This window comes from Parasphingomonas halimpatiens (assembly GCF_036663795.1).
Classification (GTDB): Bacteria; Pseudomonadota; Alphaproteobacteria; order Sphingomonadales; family Sphingomonadaceae; genus Sphingomonas.
On sequence record NZ_JAXOJP010000013.1, the window covers coordinates 92,789 to 112,161 of the forward strand.

Sequence of the window (19,373 nt, forward strand, 5' to 3'; positions counted from 1 at the left end):
ACCGATCATCGCGTCTGCCTGAGTGCCTGCACCACTGCGGTGATCTGCCTGGCCTCGGCGGTCCGGGAGATCCGCACCACGGCGCCGTCGACTTCAACCTCGATCGCCATAGCGTGGCGCCTGGGGCTCTCCTCGCGATGCGCCACGACGGGAACGAAGTGCGGCTCGATGATGGTGTTCTTGGTCCCGGCCGCTTCCAGCGCGTACCGCAGCTCGCGACGCCAGGTGTAGAGCTGCGAGGTTCGAATATCGTGGCGCCGCGCCAGCTCGGTCAGGTTATCGCACCCTTGGGCCTCCGACACGATCGCCAGCTTCTGTTCCAGACTCCAGGAGCGCCGGCGTCCGGCCATCCCAGTCAGCAGCTCAACGCGCCGCACCGGCTCCGGACCAACTCCAGTGCGCGTGTCCAGTGCGCTCATAGGCATGACGTCTTCCACGCCGCCTAGTCTGCCCGAACAGCCAGCCCCGACAAGGTGGGTGCGGAACACCGCTTACCGTGATCTGCGAATTCCGGCCGTTCATTCAGAGTGAGCGTAACGGCAGCTCCGCGCCCAGTTGCTGCCGTTCCAAGACGGAAGGGTTGTTACTAATTGCCGCCGGTCCGTTTGGTGAAGGCTAGCGCATGTTTCATCGGCCGGGTGGCTTTGCTTAGCCGGTCAGGGCCGGGAGCCGATATGCGGCAGGTTTGTCAGTGCGACGATGTTCGGTCCCGGGAACCCGTAGGACCCCTTGAACTGGTCCGCACAGGCCGTGACAGCCGCTTGAAACTCGCTCACCGTGATGCGACCGAACACCTTGGGCGCCCAATCATTGAAGAAAGATAGCGACTCCGACCTCGCCCACAGGCCCGTGGTGGCGAAGCGCGGCGCATATATGATCATCCGCGGCCGCCCCGGCGGATGCCTCGGCCCGCCCCTCACGCCACCGGCGTAAAGCGGAGATCCTGATAATCGAAGCTGAAATCCGCGAGCGGCGAGAGCGCCTTGGCGGTAATCTCCGTTATCGCGCCATCTTTCACGGCGAAGCTGAAGACCGCATCCTCCCACCCGTTGGAAAACCGCGTCCGGAACGCGTCCTGACCCCATGGTTCCAGCACGCTGGCGGCCGAGGGCGCCTTGACCAGATCGAGCATGAGGCGATTGTCGGCGACCTTGATCACCGCATCGCCGAACCACGGATCGCGGTAACGCCCGGCATAGCCGCCAAGGCGCAGCGACGGGCCGCCGGGCGGCGCGGCGGGGCTGGCCCCGCCCATCGCCTTCAGCGCCTCGCGCTCCTGTTTCGCGATCAGCCCGCGCGTGACGGCGATCCAGTCGACCGATGTCGTGCCGATCGCCAGGTCGAGCAACGCGTTGCGCAGGCCCGCGGTCACCAGCCTTTCCTCCTGGTTGGTGTAGACCGCCACGGCGCAGCCGAGATCGGGCAGCAAGGCGTGCGCGCTGGTCTGCCCGTCGAGCATGCCGCCATGCGATATCAGCCGATGGCCACGATAATCCTGCACGTTCCAGCCGAGCGCATAGCTCGACAGCACGGGCTGCGCCGGGTCTGCCGGTGTTGGGCCGGCACCGCTGCTGGTGATGATCTGCGGCTTCCACATCTCGGCCTGTTGCTGTTCGCTCCACAGCCGGCGGCCATTGGGCAGCGCGCCATGGCTTAGCTGGACACGCAGCCAGGCGAGCGCATCGTGCGGGCTGGCCATGACGCCACCGGCCGAGCCGATCTTGTCCTCGGTGCCGGGGGAAATGACCTTGAGCGCGCCCATGCCGCGCACCGGCGGCCCCATCCGCGCGTGGCGACCCGCGACATTGTCGCCGCTGATCCCGGCGCGCGAGGCCCCCGATTCCCGCATGCCGAGCGGCACGAGCAATTGCCCGGTGACGAAATCCTCCCATGTGCGGCCCGACACCCGTTCGGTGAGCATGCCCGCGACGAGATAGAGGATATTGTCATAGGCATAACCGCTGCGGAAACCGCGATACGGCTTCAGATACGCCAGCCCCGCCAGAATCTCCTGCAGCGAATGCGTCGTGTTGAACAGCATCAGGTCGCCCTGACCGAGCCCGAGCCCCGAGCGGTGCACCAGTAGATCCCGCACCGTCATCATCTGCGTGACGGCGGCATCATACATGCGGAATTCGGGCAGGTAACGCACGACCGGCTCGTCCCAGCCAAGCTTGCCCTGCTCGACCAGCAGCGCGAGCGCCGCGGCGGTAAACGCCTTGCTGTTGGAAGCGATGGCAAAACGGGTATGCGCATCGACTTGTCCCGGCTGGCCGAGCGTCGCGATGCCATATCCCGCGGCAATGTCGGTTGCGCCGCGCCGTATCAGGGCGATGCCGACGCCGGGTAGGGCAAAGGATTCGAGAAAGCGGCGCGCGGCGGCATCCACGGTCGCCGCGCCGTGCGTCGCCGGTGTGGCACGCGCCGGCACGGCGGCGCTCAGCAGTGCCGCGCCGCCGGCCATCATCATTTCCCGCCTGTTCGCCGCAATTTCGCTCACATCGCACCCCGCATTCCAGACTGTGGCAGGCTAGCGCTCGGGCGGGCGATGTCCACGGCTTTGGTTTGAACGCATGCGCGACGACGGTTCTCGTGATTGCCCATGCGAGGCGGGCGGCAAATGTGGGACGCAAACCTCATCACCGCCGCACGCAACGCGTTGATTCAACCAAATCCCGAGCCGCGCTACCCCCGCGCGCATGAAAAACACCGGCCGCCCGAGCAGCTATACCCCGGATCTCGCCCGTCAGGCTGAGCTCATCTGTCGCCTCGGCGCGACCGATGCGCAGCTCGCCGAGATTTTCGCTGTGCATCCCGAAACGCTGCGCCGCTGGCGTGCGCGCCATCCCGCTTTCGCCGAGGCGACGCGCGCCGGGCGCGCGATGGCCGATCTGCACGTGACGATGGGCCTTTACCGCGCGGCGGTCGGTTACGAGCGTAAGGAGACGCGCGTCGCGCTGCATCGCGGCAAGCCCGTCTCGATCGAGATCACGCGCCACCAGCCGTCCCAGGTCGCCGCCGCGCTGCAATGGCTGCGCGTCCGCGATCCCCAATGGCGCATGCCTTATCGCCGCCGCGATGACGGCACCGATCGCTGATCCCCACCGCACGGTCTCCGTGCTCCTGCGCAGGCAGGAGCCCATGCTTACCTGGCACACCGGTCGTGGCTCTGGGTTCCTGCGTGCGCAGGAACACGGGCGATGGCTGCGGCGCGATGCCACTCGCCGGCGCGACGACGGCATCGGCTGCCGATCTCAAGCAGGCTCTCTCCGTGCTGCTGCGCACGCAGGAGCCCAGGGTTTCCCGGCGCCCCGCTCGTGGCTCTGGGTTCCTGCGTGCGCAGGAACACCAGGCTTGGCTGCGGCGCGGTGCCATCTCGCCAACGACCCCCCGATGCGCTCTACTGCCCCGATTTCGCCCACCATCGCGGCAGCGCGCCCGACGCGAACAATGGCAATTATATACTTGACGTACCGAGGGGCGAGTCGCATTTATGAACGGGACAGGCCGGCACTCTATCGATGATATCGAGATTACGCCCGAGATGATTGGCGCCGGGAGGGGTGTCCTGACCGATTTGATTAGCTGGGGCGGAGACGAGAGCGGATTCTTCGACCGCAATGGCTTCGTTGAAGGCGACGAAGTCATTCGCCGGATTTATCTCGCGATGGTAGCCGTGGAATTGCATCCAGAGCCGGCCTGATTGCCTCTTCGATACGGTCATCGGCTGAATCGATATGATCGACAACACGCGCCAATTTTTCGAGATCAACCTTCTTGTAGCCGTAGCTTAGGCGTCGATCGGCCTTAATCTCCAAGCGATAGACATGACCGTCTTTGATGTGGACAGGATCGTGGACGAGCCGATTGCGGATGTCGGATAACCCTTTGGTGTCAGCGATGACCTCGCCGAGCTTCTCAGCTTCCTTGTCATACCCTCGCACACGCAAAATCGCCTGCAGCGCTTTGACCTTCCCATCGAGCGTGTAAATCTGAGACGTGATCGACGCCCCGAAGTCGTCTGGGATTTCTCCAATCCGCCAGATCGCAGAAGCGAGGCGCGCTTCTAACATGGACCAGTTCGTGATGACCTTACCCACGAGCAGATAGTATGTTTCCAGGCTTTGGCCGCTCATGGTATTCACCCCGCATGATTGAAAATGAACGCCCCTCGGCAGAAGCCGACCAGCGGCGCGACGCCATCCTGCGCCGAGCCCTCGCCACACCCCCGATCAGCAACGACGATATCGTGAAGCGGTCGAAGGAGTCTCGGGGGAAATAGCCGCCCATCGGCGGCTCAATCCGAAGGAGAGCTGCCGTGGAAATTTGGCCGGTTGGAGCTAGCGAGCCGCTGGCTTTTCGTACGCCATCCGCAAAGTATCTACCTCATAAATCCACTGGCGCAGTACGTTCGTCATTTCGCGATGGGCGTCCGCAATCATCATGTCTACGCTGCCACGCTCATTTGGCGCGATTGGAATGTTGAACGTGGCGAGGTAGCCTCCCTGCTCGTCGTAGATATCGAACCGCATATTGGCGAAACCGCTATCGGGGGTTGTATCCAAGCCGCCAAAGCGAATGAACGAGTTTGTAAGCCCATCCGTGGGGACGAGATGTTCGGGAACCTCGGGCATCAATTCTCTCCTGCGCCAAGCTGGCAGCAAATGCGCCTAGGCCCCTATTGAGTCCAGCGCTTCCGCCCCTCGCCAATCACACGGGGCGGCTTGTAATATTCAAGCAGCGAGCGAACTAGGCTGCCGGTACATCAGGCGCTTGCCACGGGCGCCCTTCACTGCGAGCACAGTGCGCTCCGTGTCGCTGATCTTGCGGGTGTTGTAGCGGAAATCGAACTCACGGCAGTAGCGTGCAAGGTGCGCCTCGCTCATGTGGTGATAGGTGCCGATGACGCCACGCTTGAAGATCGAGAAGAAGTTTTCCGCCGTGTTGGAATGCTTGAAGCCGCCCGTGGTGACGTACTCCTTGGCGCTGTGATTGACGACCGAATGACCGTTAAACTCGCGGCCAACGCGGGTGTAGACCATGCTCTCGTCGGTCATCAGGTGCGAGGCGCGATCGACGTTGGTGACGATCAGCGGACGCAGGGTTTTCGCGTTGACGTTGGCAACGTGGAACGAGCGGGCCATGCCGTCGCGGGTGACGAGCGCTACGACCGCCTTCTTCGGTGCCGGGGCACGGGTTGCACGGTTCTTTGCCTTGCCGCCCACATAGGTTTCGTCGGCTTCCACGACCATGTCAGGACCGCCTAGCGGGCTGTCATCGCCTGCCATCGCTTCACGGATGCGGTGCGCGAGGAACCACGCCGACTTGTAGGTGATGCCGAGCGCGCGGTGCAGTTCGTGGGCGCTGAAACCCTTCTTGCCGCCGTTGATGAGGCGGAACGCGAGCAGCCACTTGTTGAGCGGGATCTTACTATCCTCGAAGATGGTGCCGACAGTGACCGAGAAAGGCTTGGCGCAGGCGTTGCACTTGTAGACGCCGGGGCGGGTCGATTTGCCCGCCAGCTTCGTGATCCGGTCGGTGCCGTTGCAATGCGGGCAGACTGGACCGTTCGGCCAGTGCAGGGCTTCAAGATGCTCGCGGGCTTTGTTCGCGTCGCTGTAGATCGGATCGGTGATGTTCATGCATTCTGGCTACGCCGATACGTCTAGTACGTCAAGTATATAATTGCCCGAACAATTGAGAGAAAACATGCAATATTCCAATAAATATTCGCATAAGTCCAAAGTAACAGCGCCGCGCATGGATCGAAACGCTGCGCCGACAGAAGCGCTGCTCGATGATATGGCCATGTCCCCATCGCGCGCGCCGACCTCATCGTTGCGTTGTTACTTGATGCCCAAATCCCTCGCCGGTCAAAAAATCCGCGCTAACTCACCCCGCAAAACGCCTGCAGCGTTCCGCCGTTACTGGCGCGGTGCGCTCGCTTCATTGCCGCTGTTCCTGCTCGCCGCCACCGCACCCGCCGCCGATACTTTACCGGCCGTCACCCCTTATGACGCGGTCGATCCCTTCATCGGCACCGGTGGGGAAGGGCACACCTATCCCGGCGCCGTCGCGCCGTTCGGCATGGTCCAGCTCTCGCCTGATACCGACACGACCTGCGTCATCCGCGCCTGCTACAGCCACGCCGCGGGTTATCGCTACGAAGACCCGACGATCCAGGGGTTCAGCCACACCCATTTCTCGGGCGCGGGGCACAGCGATCTCGGCGATATCCTCGTCATGCCCGCGATCGGCGACGACGCGACCGTGCCGCTCGAACCCGGCGACGCGAAGGTGCCCGGCAGCGGTTATCGCTCGCGCTTCAGCCACGCCGATGAAGTCGCGCATCCCGGTTATTACGCCGTCACGCTGACCGATCCGGGCGTCCGCGCCGAGCTCACCGCCGGCACGCGGATCGGTGTCCACCGCTACTCCTTTCCGACGGGCAAGGCCGCGCATCTCGTGCTCGATCTGCGCACCTCGCTCTACACTTATCCCGGCAAGATCCTGTGGTCTTCGGTCCGCGTCACCCCCGACGGCCTCGTCACCGGCATGCGCGAGACGCGCGGCTGGGCGCCGGCGCGCAAATTGTGGTTCGCGATGCGCTTCTCCGCGCCGCTCACCGGTCATGCCTTCAAAAGCACCGAGAGCGATGTTGCGTATAAGGGTTTCCAGGGCCCGGGCCGCGGTGACGAGGGTCTCGCCATGCTCGCCGGCCGCGCGCTCGTCGCCCGGCTCGATTTCGGCCAGCTCGCCGCACCGCTCGAGGCCAAAGTTGCGCTGTCGAGCGTCGACGAGGTCGGCGCGATCGCCAATCTCGCCGCCGAGCCCGGCGATTTCGACACCATCCGCGCGCGCACCCGCGCTTCCTGGGAGCAAGCGCTCGGCGCGGTCTCGCTAAGCGCCGCGCCGGCGACGCGCCGCACGCTCTACACCGCGCTCTACCACAGCCTACTCGCGCCGAGCGTCGCCGGCGACGCCGACGGGCGTTATCGCGGCACCAACAATGAGGTGCACATGGCGACGGGTTTCACCTTCCGCTCGACCTTCTCGCTCTGGGATACCTTCCGCGCCGAGCATCCCTTGCTCACGCTCGTCCAGCCCGATCGCACCAATGCCGATATCGTCAACTCGCTGCTCGCCAGCCAGCACGACAGCCCGTTCGGCATCCTCCCCGTCTGGCAATATCAGGGTCGCGAGACCTGGACGATGATCGGCTATCACGCCGTCCCGGTCATCGCCGATGCGTATCTCAAGGGCGTGCGCGGTTTCGATGCCAACAAGGCACTCGACGCGATGGTCGCCAGCGCCAGCTACGCGCCGTACGGCGGCTTAAGCGACTATATAAAGCTCGGTTACGTGCCGATCGACCGCGAGCCCGAGGCGGCGTCGAAGACCGTCGAATATGCCTATGACGACTGGACCATCGCCCGCATGGCGCGCGCGCTGGGCCGGCTCGACGTGGCTGCAACCTTCGACAAGCGCGCCGCCAACTGGCGCAACAGCTTCGATGCGAAGACCGGCTGGCTCCGGGCACGCAGGGTCGATGGCAGTTTCCGCGTGCCGTTCGATCCCACCGCGATCAATTACGGCAGCGACTATACCGAGGGCAATGCGTGGCAATATTCGTGGTTCGCGCCGCAGGATCAGGGCGGGCTGGTGCGCCTGCTCGGCGGCGATGCGGCGACGGTGAAGAAGCTCGACGCGATGTTCGACTTCGATAATTCCAAGGTCGATTACAGCCATGCCGAGGACATTGCCGGGCTGATCGGCCAGTATATCCATGGCAACGAACCGAGCCACCACGTGGCCTATCTCTACACTTATGCCGGCGCGCCGTGGCGCACGCAGGAGCGCTTGAAGCAGATCGTCGACAGCCAGTACAAACCGACCCCCGATGGCCTCGCCGGCAATGACGATCTCGGCCAGATGTCGGCCTGGCTGTTCTTTACGTCGCTCGGATTTTATCCCGTTACGCCGGGCTCGGGCGAATATGTCATCGGTCGCCCGTTCGTCGATTCAGCGACGTTGAATCTGCCCAATGGCAAGCACTTCCATATTGTCGCTGACGGCCTGTCCGAGGGCCGTCGCTACATCGGCAACCTCACACTCAATGGCAGGACTCTGCCGCACGGCTTCATCCGCCACAGCGACATCATGGCCGGCGGCGAGCTGCGCTTCACCATGCAGGCGACGCCCAACCGCAGCTGGGCCACCGCCCCGGCCGACCGCCCCTATTCGATGACGCCGTACCGGTGAGAGGTGCTTCCCCCCTCCGTGTTCCTGCGCACGCAGGAACCCAGAGCCACCAGCGCTGCGCCCCGAACCCTGGGCTCCTGCGTGCGCAGGAGCACATGGAGGGTGATGGCTTCAGTTTAACCCGTTCGTTTCGAGCGCAGTCGAGAAACGGCAACACGCGCTCCGCCAGGTTTCTCGACTTCGCTCGAAACGAACGGGCTGGGGGCAGATGTCCTCCCGCACGAGTCCTTCATCCGCGCGGCAACACGATCCGCGCCTCGAGCCCACCCGCCGCCCGGTTGGTCAGCGTGATGTCGCCGCCCGCCTCGCGCACGATCGCCCCTGCCAGCGCCAGCCCCAGGCCGATCCCGCCGGTGTCCTTGTTGCGCGATGTCTCGATCCGCGTGAACGCCTCGAACACATTGGCCATATGCTCTTCGGGAATACCCGGCCCATTGTCCGACACGATGATCGCGACGCTGCCCGCCGCGCTCTCCAGCGCAACCTCGGCGCCGCCGCCATATTTGATCGCATTTTCGATCAAGTTGCGGATCGCGCGGCGCATCAGCGACGGGCGCAGCCACATCCTCAGCCGCGGTGCTTCGGTAAAGCTGACATCGGCGTCGAGATCGCGGAAATCCTCGACCACCGCATCGACCAGTGCCGCCAGATCGACCTCGGTCAGCGGCTCGCTCGGGCGGCCGAGACGTGCCAGCGACAATATGTCGTCGAGCGTACGGTTCATCTCGGCGATCGTGTCGGCCATTTTGGCGCGATCCTGTTCGTCCTCGACCGATTCGATCCGCACGCGCAGCGCCGCCAGCGGTGTACGCAGGTCATGGCCGATCGCGCCGAGCATGCGGTCCTTCTCGTCGAGCATCGCCGTCACGCGCAGCCTGAGCGCATTGTACGCCGCGATCACCGCGCGCACGTCGGGCGGGCCGCGCTCCTCGACCGGCGGGCCCTCGCCGCCGGGGCGGAAGCGCCGCGCGTTGCTCGCCAGTTCGCGCAAGGGGGCGGCGAGCCGGCGCGTCACGATCACCACCGGCACCAGCACGATGACGTACAGCACCAATGTCTGCCAGATCAGCCGCCACACGATCAGCGCGTCGCTCCGCGCCCAGGGCGTCGAGGTGACGAGCCAGCCATGGCCCGGCTCCTCGACCGCGATGATCAGTTCGCCGCCGACGCGCATCATGCGCTCGACGCGGCGCGGCGGCAGGTGGCGCAGCCGCGGGTCGTCGGGACGGATCGGCCGCACCTCGGTCTCGATGCGCCCGGCCTTGACCCCCGCCTCGGCCAGCGCGCCGACCAGCGCGCGCTCGACATCGACACGGTGTTCGCCGCCCGGCAGCACCGGTGAGGTGGTCGCGCGCTGCACGCGCCCGCCCTCGACGCGGATCGGCCGGCCCGCCGCCTCGCGCTCGAGCGCATCGGCGATCCGCGCCACCGCCGGTCCGGTCGCCGCGTCGATCTGCGCATTGCGCCGCTCGGCCAGCAGCAGCGTGAAGTTGATGCCCTGTGCGACAAACAGCGCGACGGCGATCAGCAACGCCATCTGCCCCGAGAAGCTGCGCGGCCACAGCCGGATTTGGTTCACAGCCGCTTGACCTCGGCCGCCAGCGTATATCCGCCGCCCCACACTGTCTTGATCAGTTCCGGCACCTTGGGGTCGGCCTCGATCTTGCGCCGCAGCCGGCTGACCTGGTTGTCGATCGCACGGTCGAACGCCGCCGCCTCGCGGCCCTGCGTCAGGTCGAGCAACTGGTCGCGCGTCAGCACCTGGCGCGGCCGCGTCACCAGCGCGAGCAGGAGGTTATACTCGCCCGTAGACAGCGGCACCGACACGCCCTCGCGGTCGATCAGCGCACGCTCGCCCGATTTGAGCAGCCAGCCGGCAAAGCTGTACGAGGCGCTGTCGGGGGCATGCTGACGCACACCGCCATTGGCCGCGCGGCGCAGCACGACCCGCGCGCGTGTCGCCAGCTCGCGCGGCGAGAAGGGCTTAACGACATAGTCGTCGGCGCCCATTTCGAGCCCGACGATGCGGTCGGTCTCCTCGCTTCGCGCGGTGAGCAGGATCACGGGGATGTCGCTCGTCTCGCGGATGTGCCGCGTCAGGCTGAGCCCGTCCTCGCCCGGCATCATGATGTCGAGGATGACGATGTCGATGGCATAGGCCGACAGCCGTGTACGCGCGGCCTCGGCGTCGCCCGCCTGCGTCACGCGGAAGCCCTGCTTGCCGAGGAACATGGCGAGCGGTTCGCGAATCGAACGCTCGTCATCGACCAGCAGCAGATGCGGCATGTCTCCCATCGTCGGGGCGTCTAGCATGCGGGAATGCTCATGGGGATATGCCGGGCGGGCGAGGAGGGGGGAGTGCCCGCCCGGCTACCTGACCAGGGGGATTACTGGCCAGGATTCTGTGGTGGCGGCGGTGGTGTGTCGCCGCCGTGCTGCATCATGCCGCCCATGCGATCGCGCATCGCCGCGCGCTCGCTCGCGTCGACAAAGCCGTCATGATTGCTGTCCATATGGTCGAACCGTTCGGCCGCCTGGGCGCGATATTCGTCGCGGCTGATCATGCCGTCATGATTGGTGTCGAGCCGGTCGATCATGCGGCTGCGCATCTTCTCGCGCATCGGGCCGCCGGCGCCAGGAGGCGGCGGTGGCGGCGGGGCGTCGGCGCCGGGCGGCGGGGCAGGCGGCGCCATGGCGGGGCGCTGCGGCATCTCGTCAGGCGAGAGCTGGCCGTCGCCATTCTTGTCGAGCTTGGCGAAGCGCGTGTCGGCGCGCGCAATGAATTCGGCCTTGGAGATGCGGCCATCGCCATCGCTATCGGCACGCGCCATGCCACGCGCCGCCGGCGCACGCGGCGCTTCGGGCGCGGTCTGGGCATAGGCCAGGCCGGCGATCGTCGTGCCGGCAAGCGCGGCGGCGAGCAGAAACTTCCTCATGCCAAAAATCCTCATGGGATGGGCGCGGCCGTTCCGCGCCTCATGCCATGTCGCTCTGCCGCCTAGCTGTCGCTGGCCTGTGTCATCAACCCGATAAAGTGTCGCAAAGTGTCGCGCCGTGCCATGACGGCGATGAACCGTTCAGCCGAACAGGGCGACGCTCTGCATGCCCTGCGCGACCGGCTCGCCATCGGCATTCCACATCGTCATCACCTGGCTCGAACAGCCATGCTGCGCGCGCTCGGTGACGGCGGAGAGCAGCCACCAGCCATCGGTCGTCGCCGGGGTCGGGGTCAGCAGGTTGACGATCCAGGTCAGCGAGCTGATCGGCACCGGCTCCTTACCGAACAACCGGAACGCCGCCGGCGGCAGCGCGTCGCCGACCGCCAGCAGCTCGACCATCGGGTCGAGCCCGGCATGGTCGCGCAGCCGCGCCCAGCGCAGCCACTCGGCCTCGCTTTTGGCTTCCGCCTTGAGGTCGAGGAAATTGAAGTTGCCGGTGAAGAATTCGTCCGGCCCGGTATAGACCTTGGTGTCGGGCGACGGTGGCCGCAAGGGATGCGCCGTGCCGCCGTCGAAATCGACCCTAGACGCCTGGTCGGCCATGAACACGAAGGTCGCGCGAAAACCGAGCCCGGCCTCCGAGACGATATCGGCCTGGATGAAGGCGGCGTTGCGCCCGCGCCGCAGCTTCGTTGCGGTGACGCTGATGTCACCCGACAGCGGGCCGATGAACGATACCTGCGCACTGCGCAGCGGCGGCAGGTCGGGCTCCACGGCCTGCGCGGCATGCAGCGCCAAGGCGCTCGATAGCCCGCCATAGGCGGTGCGGCCCTGCAGCCAGTCGGCCGGGATGGCGGTGCGAAAGCCGCCCTCGATCGGCGTTGCTTCGGCAAGGATGTCACGCAGCGCGGTCATGCGGCCTCCGTCAGCATGTCGCGCAGTTCGCGCTTGAGCACCTTGCCGATCGCGCTGCGCGGCAGCTCGGCGATCGCATGCAAGGCCGACAGCCGCTGCGTCTTGCCGAGCTGGGCATTGACCCAGGCGAGGATCGTCGCGGCATCGTCGCTCGCCTCGGCATGCGCGACATAAAAGCCGACCGGCGTTTCGCCCCATGCCTCGGACGGCACGCCGATCACGCTGCAATCGGCGACCGCCGGATGCTGCGCCAGCACGTTTTCGAGATCGACCGGGTAGATGTTGAACCCGCCCGAGATGATCAGGTCCTTCTTGCGGTCGAGCAACGTCAGGAAACCGTCCGCGTCGAAGCGGCCGATATCGCCGTGGCGGATATAGCGGTTGCCGTCAGCGTCGAACCATTCCGCCGCCGCGGTCGCCTCGCTGCGGCCGTGATAGCCCGTCATCATCGCCGGCGATCGGCCGACCACCTCGCCGGTCTCGCCCTGCGCCACCTCGTTGCCGGCCTCGTCGATCAGCCGGATGTCATGGCCCTCGACCGGGCGGCCGACGGTGTGGAGCTTGTCGGGGAACTGGTTGGCGACCAGCAGGCAGGTCCCGCCGCCCTCGGTCATGCCATAATATTCGATCAGCAGCCCGGGCCAGCGCGCCAGCACATCGGCCTTCAACGCGGCGGAGAAGGGCGCGCTGGTACAGCTTTTGAAGCGGAAGCTCGACAGGTCAAAGCTGGCGAAGTCGGGCAGTGCCATGATCCGCTGATATTGTACAGGCACGAGCATGGTGTGCGTCGCGCGGTGGCGCGCGGCGAGCGTGAGATAACCGCGCGCATCGAACTTGTTCATCAGCACCGCGGTGCCGCCCCAGCCGAGCGTCGGCAGGAAGCTGACCAAAGTGGTGTTCGAATAGAGCGGCGTCGCGATCATCGTCACCGCCTCGCCGAAGCCGGCATTGGCGTTGCGGCTGATATGCGCCCAGCGCATCGCGTGGCTCTGCACGATGCCCTTGGGCGTCCCCGTCGTGCCCGAGGAGTAGATGATGTTGAAGCCGTCTTCCGGCGCGATCGTCACGGGCGCGGGGCGTGCCCCCTCGGGCGCGAGCCACTTGGCGAAGGCGTCGGTGTCGAGCCGGATGACGCGCGTGTCGAGCGTGAACGGCTTGAGCGTCTGTGCGGCGTCGCCGTCGAGGAACAGGATCGGCGCGCCGCAATCGGCGATCATCGCCGCGATCGCCGCGCCCGTGGCGGACGGCGCCAGCGGTGCGGCGACGCAGCCGGCACGCAGCGCGCCGAGGAACACAGCACCATACTCGATTCCGGAACCCGCGACGATCGCGACGGCCTGGCCCTGCGCCACGCCATCGCGTTGCAGCGCCGCGGCGATGCGATCCATCAGCGCGTCGAGCGCGGCATAATCGAGCGCGCCGTCTTTCGCGACAAGCGCCTCCTTGGTGCCGCGCTCGCGCGCGTACGCCCGGATCAGGTCGGGCAGGGTGGCGAAATCACCGGCGAGCATGGTCGCGGAATCGAGGTCGGACATGACAGTCCGCTAGGCGAGCCGTCTCCGAAATGCCATACGCGATGTTCGAAAATTCACGTTCGAACGATAGCGAGAGGGTCGCGATGCTCTTATATAATTCCGCCAATCCGGCGCCCAATCCGCGCCGCGTCCGCATCTTCCTGGCGGAAAAGGGCATGCGCGTGCCGACCGCGCAGGTCTCGATACCCGCCGGCGAGCATCGCGGCGAGGATTATCTCAAGGTCAATCCGCTAGGCCAGACGCCCAGCCTCGCGCTCGACGACGGTACCGTGCTGACCGAGAGCATCTCGATCTGCCGTTATTTCGAGGCGCTGCACCCCGAGCCGCCGCTATTCGGGATCGGCGCGCAGGACATTGCCGAGGTCGATATGTGGACCCGCCGTGTCGAGATGCGGTTGATGGTCCCGGTCGGGCTGGTCTGGCTCCACACCCACCCTTTCACCGCGCGCGTCGTGAAGCCGCAATTTCCCGAATTCGGCGAGACGCAGCGCCACCGCGCGCACGCCGTGATGGGCGAGTTCGACGAGGCGCTCGACGGGCAGGAATTTCTCGACGGGCGGCGCTATTCGATGGCCGATATCGTGCTGCTGACGACGATCGATTTCGCCGCCTTTATCGGTCTGGCGGTGCCGGAAGAATATGAGGCGCTGCGCGCGTGGCACGACCGCGTCTCCGCCCGGCCGAGCGCCGCGGCATGAAGGGCGCCGTCGCCATCGTTACCGGGGGCGGCACCGGGATCGGTGCCGCGGTGGTGCGCGCGCTGGTCGCGCGCGAGGTGCGCTGCGTCGTCAACTATGCCTCGAGCCGCGAAGACGCCGAGGCGCTCGTCGCCGAATTGGGCGACATGGCGATCGCGGTCCAGGCCGATATCGTCGAGAACGATGCATGCCGCGCGCTCGCTGCTGCGGCGGAGGCGGCGTTCGGGCGGGTTGATTTCCTGGTCAACAATGCCGGCCGCACGACCTTCGCCAACCATGAGGACATGGATGCGCTGCAGGCCGAGGATTTCATCCATATCTACCGGCTCAACACGATCGCGCCGTTCCAGATGATCCGTGCCTGCGCGCCGGCGCTGCGCGCGAACGGCATCGGCGCGGTGGTCAACGTCGCTTCGGTTGCCGGCGTGTTCGGCATCGGCTCGTCGGTCGCCTATGCCGCGTCGAAGGGCGCGCTGATCACCATGACCAAGAGCCTCGCCCGCGCGCTCGCCCCGGCGATCCGCGTCAATGCCGTGGCGCCGGGTTATGTCGGCACCGGCTGGTTCGAGAAGCGCCTCGGCGAGGAGGGTTTCGCGAAACTCAACCAACGCATCGCCGCTGCGACGCCGATGGCGCTGGCCGCGGGTCCGGACGACATTGCCGGCCCGGTGACGATGCTGCTCGACCCGGCGATGCGCGCGGTGACCGGCGAGGTGATGCTGGTCGACGCCGGCGCGCATCTCGACGTTGGCCTGTCGCGCCGCCCGGGGCGGGAGATTTAGCGCGCAGGGCGTGAATCCTGGATCAACCTCTATCGCCGTTCGCCCTGGTGAATCAGGTCGCCAAATCCCCCGGATTTGGCTGGAAACATCCGGGGGATGTTTCCACCTGATCACTGTCGAAGGGCTGTTCTTCTCTCCGACCGTACAGAGAAAAAAGCAGTGCTTCGACGGGCTCAGCACGAACGGTTTAGATGTATCGTTAGATGTCCTACGCCGGCGCCGTCGCTGGCGGCGAGACCTGGCGCAGCACGCGCGTGACGACGATGACCAGCGCGATTCCCGCCAGCAGCGAGGCGAGCAGGAAGGCCGCGCCGGGGAAGCCGTGCCGCGTGCCGATCGCCAGCGCGTTGGTCATCATCAGCGGCGTGACGATCATCACGATGCTGCCCATGCTCGATACGCCGCCCTGCAGCGCGCCCTGCCGCGTCGCATCGACCATCCGCGACAACAGCCCCTGCATCGAGGGAAAGACGAAGCCCGAACAGGCGCCGAGCAGAAACAGCGCATAGGCCTGCCACCCGGCCCGGGCGAAAGCGAAGAGCAGGAACACGCACGTGTCCGAGGTCAGCCCGACCACCAGCGCGCGTCGCTCGCCGATCCGCGCGATGACCTTGCCGCTGAGCCCGCCCTGGACGACCGCCATGACCAGCCCGGAAAAGGCCAGGCTCCAGCCGATCGCCGTGCTGTCCCAGCCGAAGGTGATCGCCGCCCAGAACGACCAGGTGGCGTAATAGACATTGTGCGCCAGCTGCCAGAGCAGCCAGGCGAGCAGCAACGGCCCGGCCTTGCCCGCCGCGAACAATGGGCGGAACGCACCGACGATATGCGCATCGCGCAAGCGAAACGGGCGACGATTCTCGCGCGCCAGCGTTTCGGGCACGATCGCCGTCATCACCGCGGCATTGACCAGCGCCATGGCCGCCGCCGCGATGAATGGCGCGCGCGGCCCGAACTGGGCGATCAGCCCGCCGAGCCCGGGGCCGAGGATGAAGCCGATGCCGAACGCTGCGCCGATCATGCCGAAGGTCGCGCTGCGCTTTTCGGGCGGGGTCACGTCCGCAATCATCGCCGCGGCGGGGGCGTAGATCGCACCGGCAACGCCGGCGATGGCGCGCCCGACGAACAGCCAGGCGAGCGTCGGCGCCCAGGCCATCAGCGCATAGTCGATCCCGAAGGCGAGCATCGCCGCGATCAGCACCGGCCGGCGCCCGAACCGGTCGCCGAGATTGCCGATGATCGGCCCGGCAAAGAATTGCGTGATCGCAAAGGTGGCGAGCAGCCAGCCGCCGATCGTCGCGGCGTGCGCCAGATCGACATGGCCGAGCCGCGTGACGAGCGCCGGCAATACCGGAATCACGACGCCGAAGCCGATCGTGTCGATCAACACCGCGGCAAGCGCGATCGGCACGGCGGGGTGCGAGAAGCGAGGCATGGGCAGGTGTGTTGCACGGCTTTTCCGACCGTGCAAACCCACCCGCCACCGCGCGCCTTCCGGCTAGCGGCGGTGCGTCACCCCAGCCACGCGCACACCGCCTCGATCACGCGCTTGGTCTCCTCGACGTCGCGGACGCGGACCGTGTCGATGCCGGCCGCCTTGACCGGATAGTCGTTGCCGCCGGGGAAGATCGCGTCGCCGAGGAACAGCATGGCGCTACGGTCGATGCCGGTCGCCTCGGCGAGCTTGCCGATCGCATAGGCCTTGTCGACACCCTCGCGCGTGATGTCGACCGACGACGACCCGCCGATGTTGATCGCAAAGCCCGGGAGCATCGGATGGAGCAGCGCCTTCAAGGTCTGGCGCTTGGCGGCGTCGGGATCCCATTTGTCCTTGACCGCGAGCGGTGCCTGCTGGCCCAGCGCGGAGAAGGTGATCTGGCTGCCGCGATCCTCGATCTGCTCGCCATAGGGCTCGGCGACGCGCATGCCGGCCTCGTCGACCGCCTTGTTGAGGCTGTCGAGGATGCGCGCGCGCTCGGCGTCGCTGAACAGTTCGGCATAGACGCGCGTCCATGCATCATTTTCGAAACGGAACAATTTGGTGCCCGTGGTCGGCATGACCATGAAGTTCTCGCGCACCGCATCGGCGGGCAACGCGCCGACCAGCTGCTTTTCGAACTGCGGCCAGTCGCCGCCTGAGATCACCGCGACGGTCGTCAGGCGGGTGAGCCGCGCGAGCAGCGCACCCATCTCGTCGTCGATACGCTGTTTGCTCTCGGCCAGCGTGCCGTCCATGTCGAAGGCGATCAGTTTTTTCATTGCGGTTGGTTCTCACAGATGGGGAGGGCGAACGCCAGCCCGAACGTACGACGCGCATGGGCGTTGCAATGCGACGACGATAAGTTCAGCCTGACATCATGTCGCAATGGATCGCCCTCCTCGCGCTGGCCTTGATGGCGCCCGGCAGCGCATCTGCGGCAGACCCGACGAATGATCCGGAAATCGAGCGGCAGATATATCAGGTGGTGCTGGGCAGTTTTGCCGGAAGCCCCGGATTGTGCGTTCGACAGAAGCCGGACGACTTTGCGCCGACGATTGCCGCCGATGGCATTCGCGAGTCTCTGATCGAAGGCACCGATTGGATCGGCGCGGGGAAGGACAAGGCTGCCTTGCGCTTGATACAAGGTGACTGGCGCTCGCTGATCAGCAATCTTCGCCGGCCGATCGTCGGACACTATATCCCGCCCGAAAGCCTTTCTCCGGAAATGAGCCTGGTCGATCATGACCGGTCATGCTCGCGTACGCTGGTTGTTTCAGCGCCCGCTTTTGCGAGCCAAACGGTGTTTATCGACGTGAACGACATTTGTCCCCTTTGTGGCAGCGGCCAGACGCTAGCCCTCCGCCATGTGGGTCAGCGCTGGAAAATCGTCGCGTCTGTCATGCGATGGATGAGCTAGCTCGACCTGAGACGGGGCTTTCCGCGCGCGGCGATTTGTGCAATGGCGCCACCATACCCGATATTCAGAATCGGATTCCTCGCAGGAGCTGCCCATGGCGACCGCCGCCGATCTCGACCGCCCCGCCGACGCCCTTGAGAGCTTTCGCGCCGACGTGCGTGCGTGGCTCGAAGCGCATTTCCCACCCGCGCTGAAGGGCAAGGACAATGCGATGTCGGCAATCGAGGGGCCGACCGACCTCTCCGCCGACGAGGCCGCGTGGAAAAAGGCGATGGGCGACAAGGGCTGGGGCGTGCCAACCTGGCCGGCAGCCTATGGCGGCGGCGGGCTCGACCGCGCGCAGGCCCGCGTGCTGCAGCAGGAGATGGACCGCATCGGCGCGTGGAACCCGATCGGCGGCATGGGCGTGATGATGTTCGGCCCGACGCTGCTCGAATACGGCAACGAGGCGCAAAAGCAGGAGCATATCCGCGCCATCGCCAGGGGCGAGGTGCGCTGGTGCCAAGGTTATTCCGAGCCCGGCGCGGGATCGGATCTGGCGAGCCTGCAGATGTTCGCCGAGGACAAGGGCGACCATTATCTCGTCAACGGCCAGAAGACCTGGACCTCGGGCGGGCAATGGGCCGACAAATGCTTTGCGCTGGTGCGGACCGACAAATCGAAAAAGCATGAAGGCATCAGCTTCCTGCTGATCGACATGACCTCGCCGGGCGTCGAGGTGAAGCCGATCCGGCTGATCTCGGGTTCGTCGCCCTTCTGCGAGACCTTCTTCACCAATGTCGCAGTCCCCAAGGAAAATCTCGTCGGGCGCGAAGGCGAGGGCTGGACGATCGGCAAGCGCCTGCTCCAGCACGAGCGGCAGAATCTGTCGGGCGGCGGGTCGACCGCGGCGCGGCTGTTCGGCGGTACGCCGCTGGCGCAGCTCGCCAAGCAATATCGCGGCGAGGAGGACGGCAAGATCGCCGACAGCGATCTGCGCATGCGCATCGTGCGGCAGGACATGGACAGCCGCGCCTTCGCGCTGACGCTGCGCCGCGCCGCGCTGGAGGCAAAGTCGAACCAGGGCCCCTCGGCGACGACCTCGATCATGAAGAATGTCGGCGCGCGCATCACCCAGGACAAAGCCGAGCTCGGGATCGAGATCATGGGCATGAACGGGTTGGGCTGGGAAGGCGAGGGCTTCAGCGAGGCCGAGCTGGCGCAAACCCGCACCTGGCTGTGGGGCAAGGCCGTCTCGATCTATGGCGGGTCGAGCGAAATCCAGAACAATGTGATCGCCAAGCGCATCCTCGGGATGCTCGATCACCAGTAATCACGGTTAGCCCTCGCAGGAGGAGGGCGGAGAGGG

General features: G+C 65.9%; 18 protein-coding genes. 6 read left to right on the plus strand and 12 right to left on the minus strand.

Features of this window, described 5'->3' with window-relative positions:
• Positions 1-5 precede the first annotated feature (5 nt).
• Both U1839_RS14580 and U1839_RS14585 read right to left on the minus strand, forming a co-directional pair.
• The gene (locus U1839_RS14580) at positions 6-437 is read right to left on the minus strand and encodes a transposase (protein ID WP_332804336.1); all 432 of its coding nucleotides are present in this window, start codon (positions 435-437) and stop codon (positions 6-8) included.
• Between the two features lie 479 nt (positions 438-916).
• Positions 917-2,470, minus strand: a complete 1,554-nt coding sequence (locus tag U1839_RS14585; RefSeq protein ID WP_332804337.1) for a serine hydrolase — start codon at positions 2,468-2,470, stop codon at positions 917-919.
• 229 nt (positions 2,471-2,699) lie between these two features.
• On the opposite strand from U1839_RS14585, the gene U1839_RS14590 reads away from it, so the two are divergent.
• The gene (locus U1839_RS14590) at positions 2,700-3,098 is read left to right on the plus strand and encodes a hypothetical protein (protein ID WP_332804338.1); all 399 of its coding nucleotides are present in this window, start codon (positions 2,700-2,702) and stop codon (positions 3,096-3,098) included.
• Between the two features lie 546 nt (positions 3,099-3,644).
• Here U1839_RS14590 and U1839_RS14595 read toward each other — a convergent pair.
• The 3 genes from U1839_RS14595 to U1839_RS14605 form a co-directional block, all read right to left on the minus strand.
• Positions 3,645-4,136, minus strand: a complete 492-nt coding sequence (locus U1839_RS14595) for a hypothetical protein (RefSeq protein ID WP_332804339.1) — start codon at positions 4,134-4,136, stop codon at positions 3,645-3,647.
• Between the two features lie 204 nt (positions 4,137-4,340).
• Positions 4,341-4,634: a hypothetical protein gene (locus U1839_RS14600; RefSeq protein ID WP_332804340.1), complete on the minus strand. Its 294-nt coding sequence runs from the start codon at positions 4,632-4,634 to the stop codon at positions 4,341-4,343.
• A gap of 99 nt (positions 4,635-4,733) precedes the next feature.
• Complete coding sequence (locus tag U1839_RS14605; RefSeq protein WP_332804341.1) at positions 4,734-5,642, minus strand: IS1595 family transposase; 909 nt, start codon at positions 5,640-5,642, stop codon at positions 4,734-4,736.
• A 211-nt stretch (positions 5,643-5,853) separates the two neighbouring features.
• Between U1839_RS14605 and U1839_RS14610 the strand changes: the two genes are divergently transcribed.
• Positions 5,854-8,262: a GH92 family glycosyl hydrolase gene (locus tag U1839_RS14610; RefSeq protein WP_332804342.1), complete on the plus strand. Its 2,409-nt coding sequence runs from the start codon at positions 5,854-5,856 to the stop codon at positions 8,260-8,262.
• A 229-nt stretch (positions 8,263-8,491) separates the two neighbouring features.
• On the opposite strand, the gene U1839_RS14615 is transcribed toward U1839_RS14610, so the two are convergent.
• The 5 genes from U1839_RS14615 to U1839_RS14635 all read right to left on the minus strand — a co-directional run bounded on the left by U1839_RS14615 (position 8,492) and on the right by U1839_RS14635 (position 13,651).
• The gene (locus U1839_RS14615) at positions 8,492-9,799 is read right to left on the minus strand and encodes a sensor histidine kinase (protein ID WP_332804361.1); all 1,308 of its coding nucleotides are present in this window, start codon (positions 9,797-9,799) and stop codon (positions 8,492-8,494) included.
• 38 nt (positions 9,800-9,837) lie between these two features.
• Entirely contained in the window at positions 9,838-10,557 is a 720-nt protein-coding gene (locus U1839_RS14620) for a response regulator (protein ID WP_332804362.1), read from the minus strand.
• A gap of 92 nt (positions 10,558-10,649) precedes the next feature.
• Entirely contained in the window at positions 10,650-11,198 is a 549-nt protein-coding gene (locus tag U1839_RS14625) for an EF-hand domain-containing protein (RefSeq protein ID WP_332804343.1), read from the minus strand.
• A gap of 141 nt (positions 11,199-11,339) precedes the next feature.
• Entirely contained in the window at positions 11,340-12,116 is a 777-nt protein-coding gene (locus tag U1839_RS14630) for a thioesterase family protein (RefSeq protein WP_332804344.1), read from the minus strand.
• Complete coding sequence (locus U1839_RS14635; protein WP_332804345.1) at positions 12,113-13,651, minus strand: class I adenylate-forming enzyme family protein; 1,539 nt, start codon at positions 13,649-13,651, stop codon at positions 12,113-12,115. The genes U1839_RS14630 and U1839_RS14635 overlap by 4 nt, the downstream gene beginning before the upstream one ends.
• An 83-nt stretch (positions 13,652-13,734) precedes the next feature.
• Between U1839_RS14635 and U1839_RS14640 the strand changes: the two genes are divergently transcribed.
• Both U1839_RS14640 and U1839_RS14645 read left to right on the plus strand, forming a co-directional pair.
• On the plus strand, positions 13,735-14,349 hold the full coding sequence (locus tag U1839_RS14640; protein WP_332804346.1) for a glutathione S-transferase family protein: 615 nt from the start codon (positions 13,735-13,737) through the stop codon (positions 14,347-14,349).
• Positions 14,307-15,131, plus strand: coding sequence for an SDR family NAD(P)-dependent oxidoreductase (locus tag U1839_RS14645; protein WP_332804347.1), 825 nt, complete (start codon positions 14,307-14,309; stop codon positions 15,129-15,131). Before U1839_RS14640 ends, U1839_RS14645 begins: the two co-directional genes overlap by 43 nt.
• 208 nt (positions 15,132-15,339) lie before the next feature.
• On the opposite strand, the gene U1839_RS14650 is transcribed toward U1839_RS14645, so the two are convergent.
• Together U1839_RS14650 and U1839_RS14655 are read right to left on the minus strand one after the other, a co-directional pair.
• Complete coding sequence (locus tag U1839_RS14650) at positions 15,340-16,563, minus strand: MFS transporter (protein ID WP_332804348.1); 1,224 nt, start codon at positions 16,561-16,563, stop codon at positions 15,340-15,342.
• A gap of 77 nt (positions 16,564-16,640) precedes the next feature.
• Entirely contained in the window at positions 16,641-17,387 is a 747-nt protein-coding gene (locus U1839_RS14655) for an HAD-IIB family hydrolase (protein ID WP_332804349.1), read from the minus strand.
• 98 nt (positions 17,388-17,485) lie between these two features.
• Here U1839_RS14655 and U1839_RS14660 point away from each other — a divergent pair, with 98 nt between their 5' ends.
• Together U1839_RS14660 and U1839_RS14665 are read left to right on the plus strand one after the other, a co-directional pair.
• Positions 17,486-18,025 (plus strand): hypothetical protein, encoded by a 540-nt coding sequence (locus tag U1839_RS14660; RefSeq protein ID WP_332804350.1) that lies wholly within the window; start codon positions 17,486-17,488, stop codon positions 18,023-18,025.
• Positions 18,026-18,119: 94 nt separating this feature from the next.
• On the plus strand, positions 18,120-19,337 hold the full coding sequence (locus U1839_RS14665) for an acyl-CoA dehydrogenase family protein (RefSeq protein ID WP_332804351.1): 1,218 nt from the start codon (positions 18,120-18,122) through the stop codon (positions 19,335-19,337).
• The last annotated feature ends 36 nt before the right edge of the window (positions 19,338-19,373 follow it).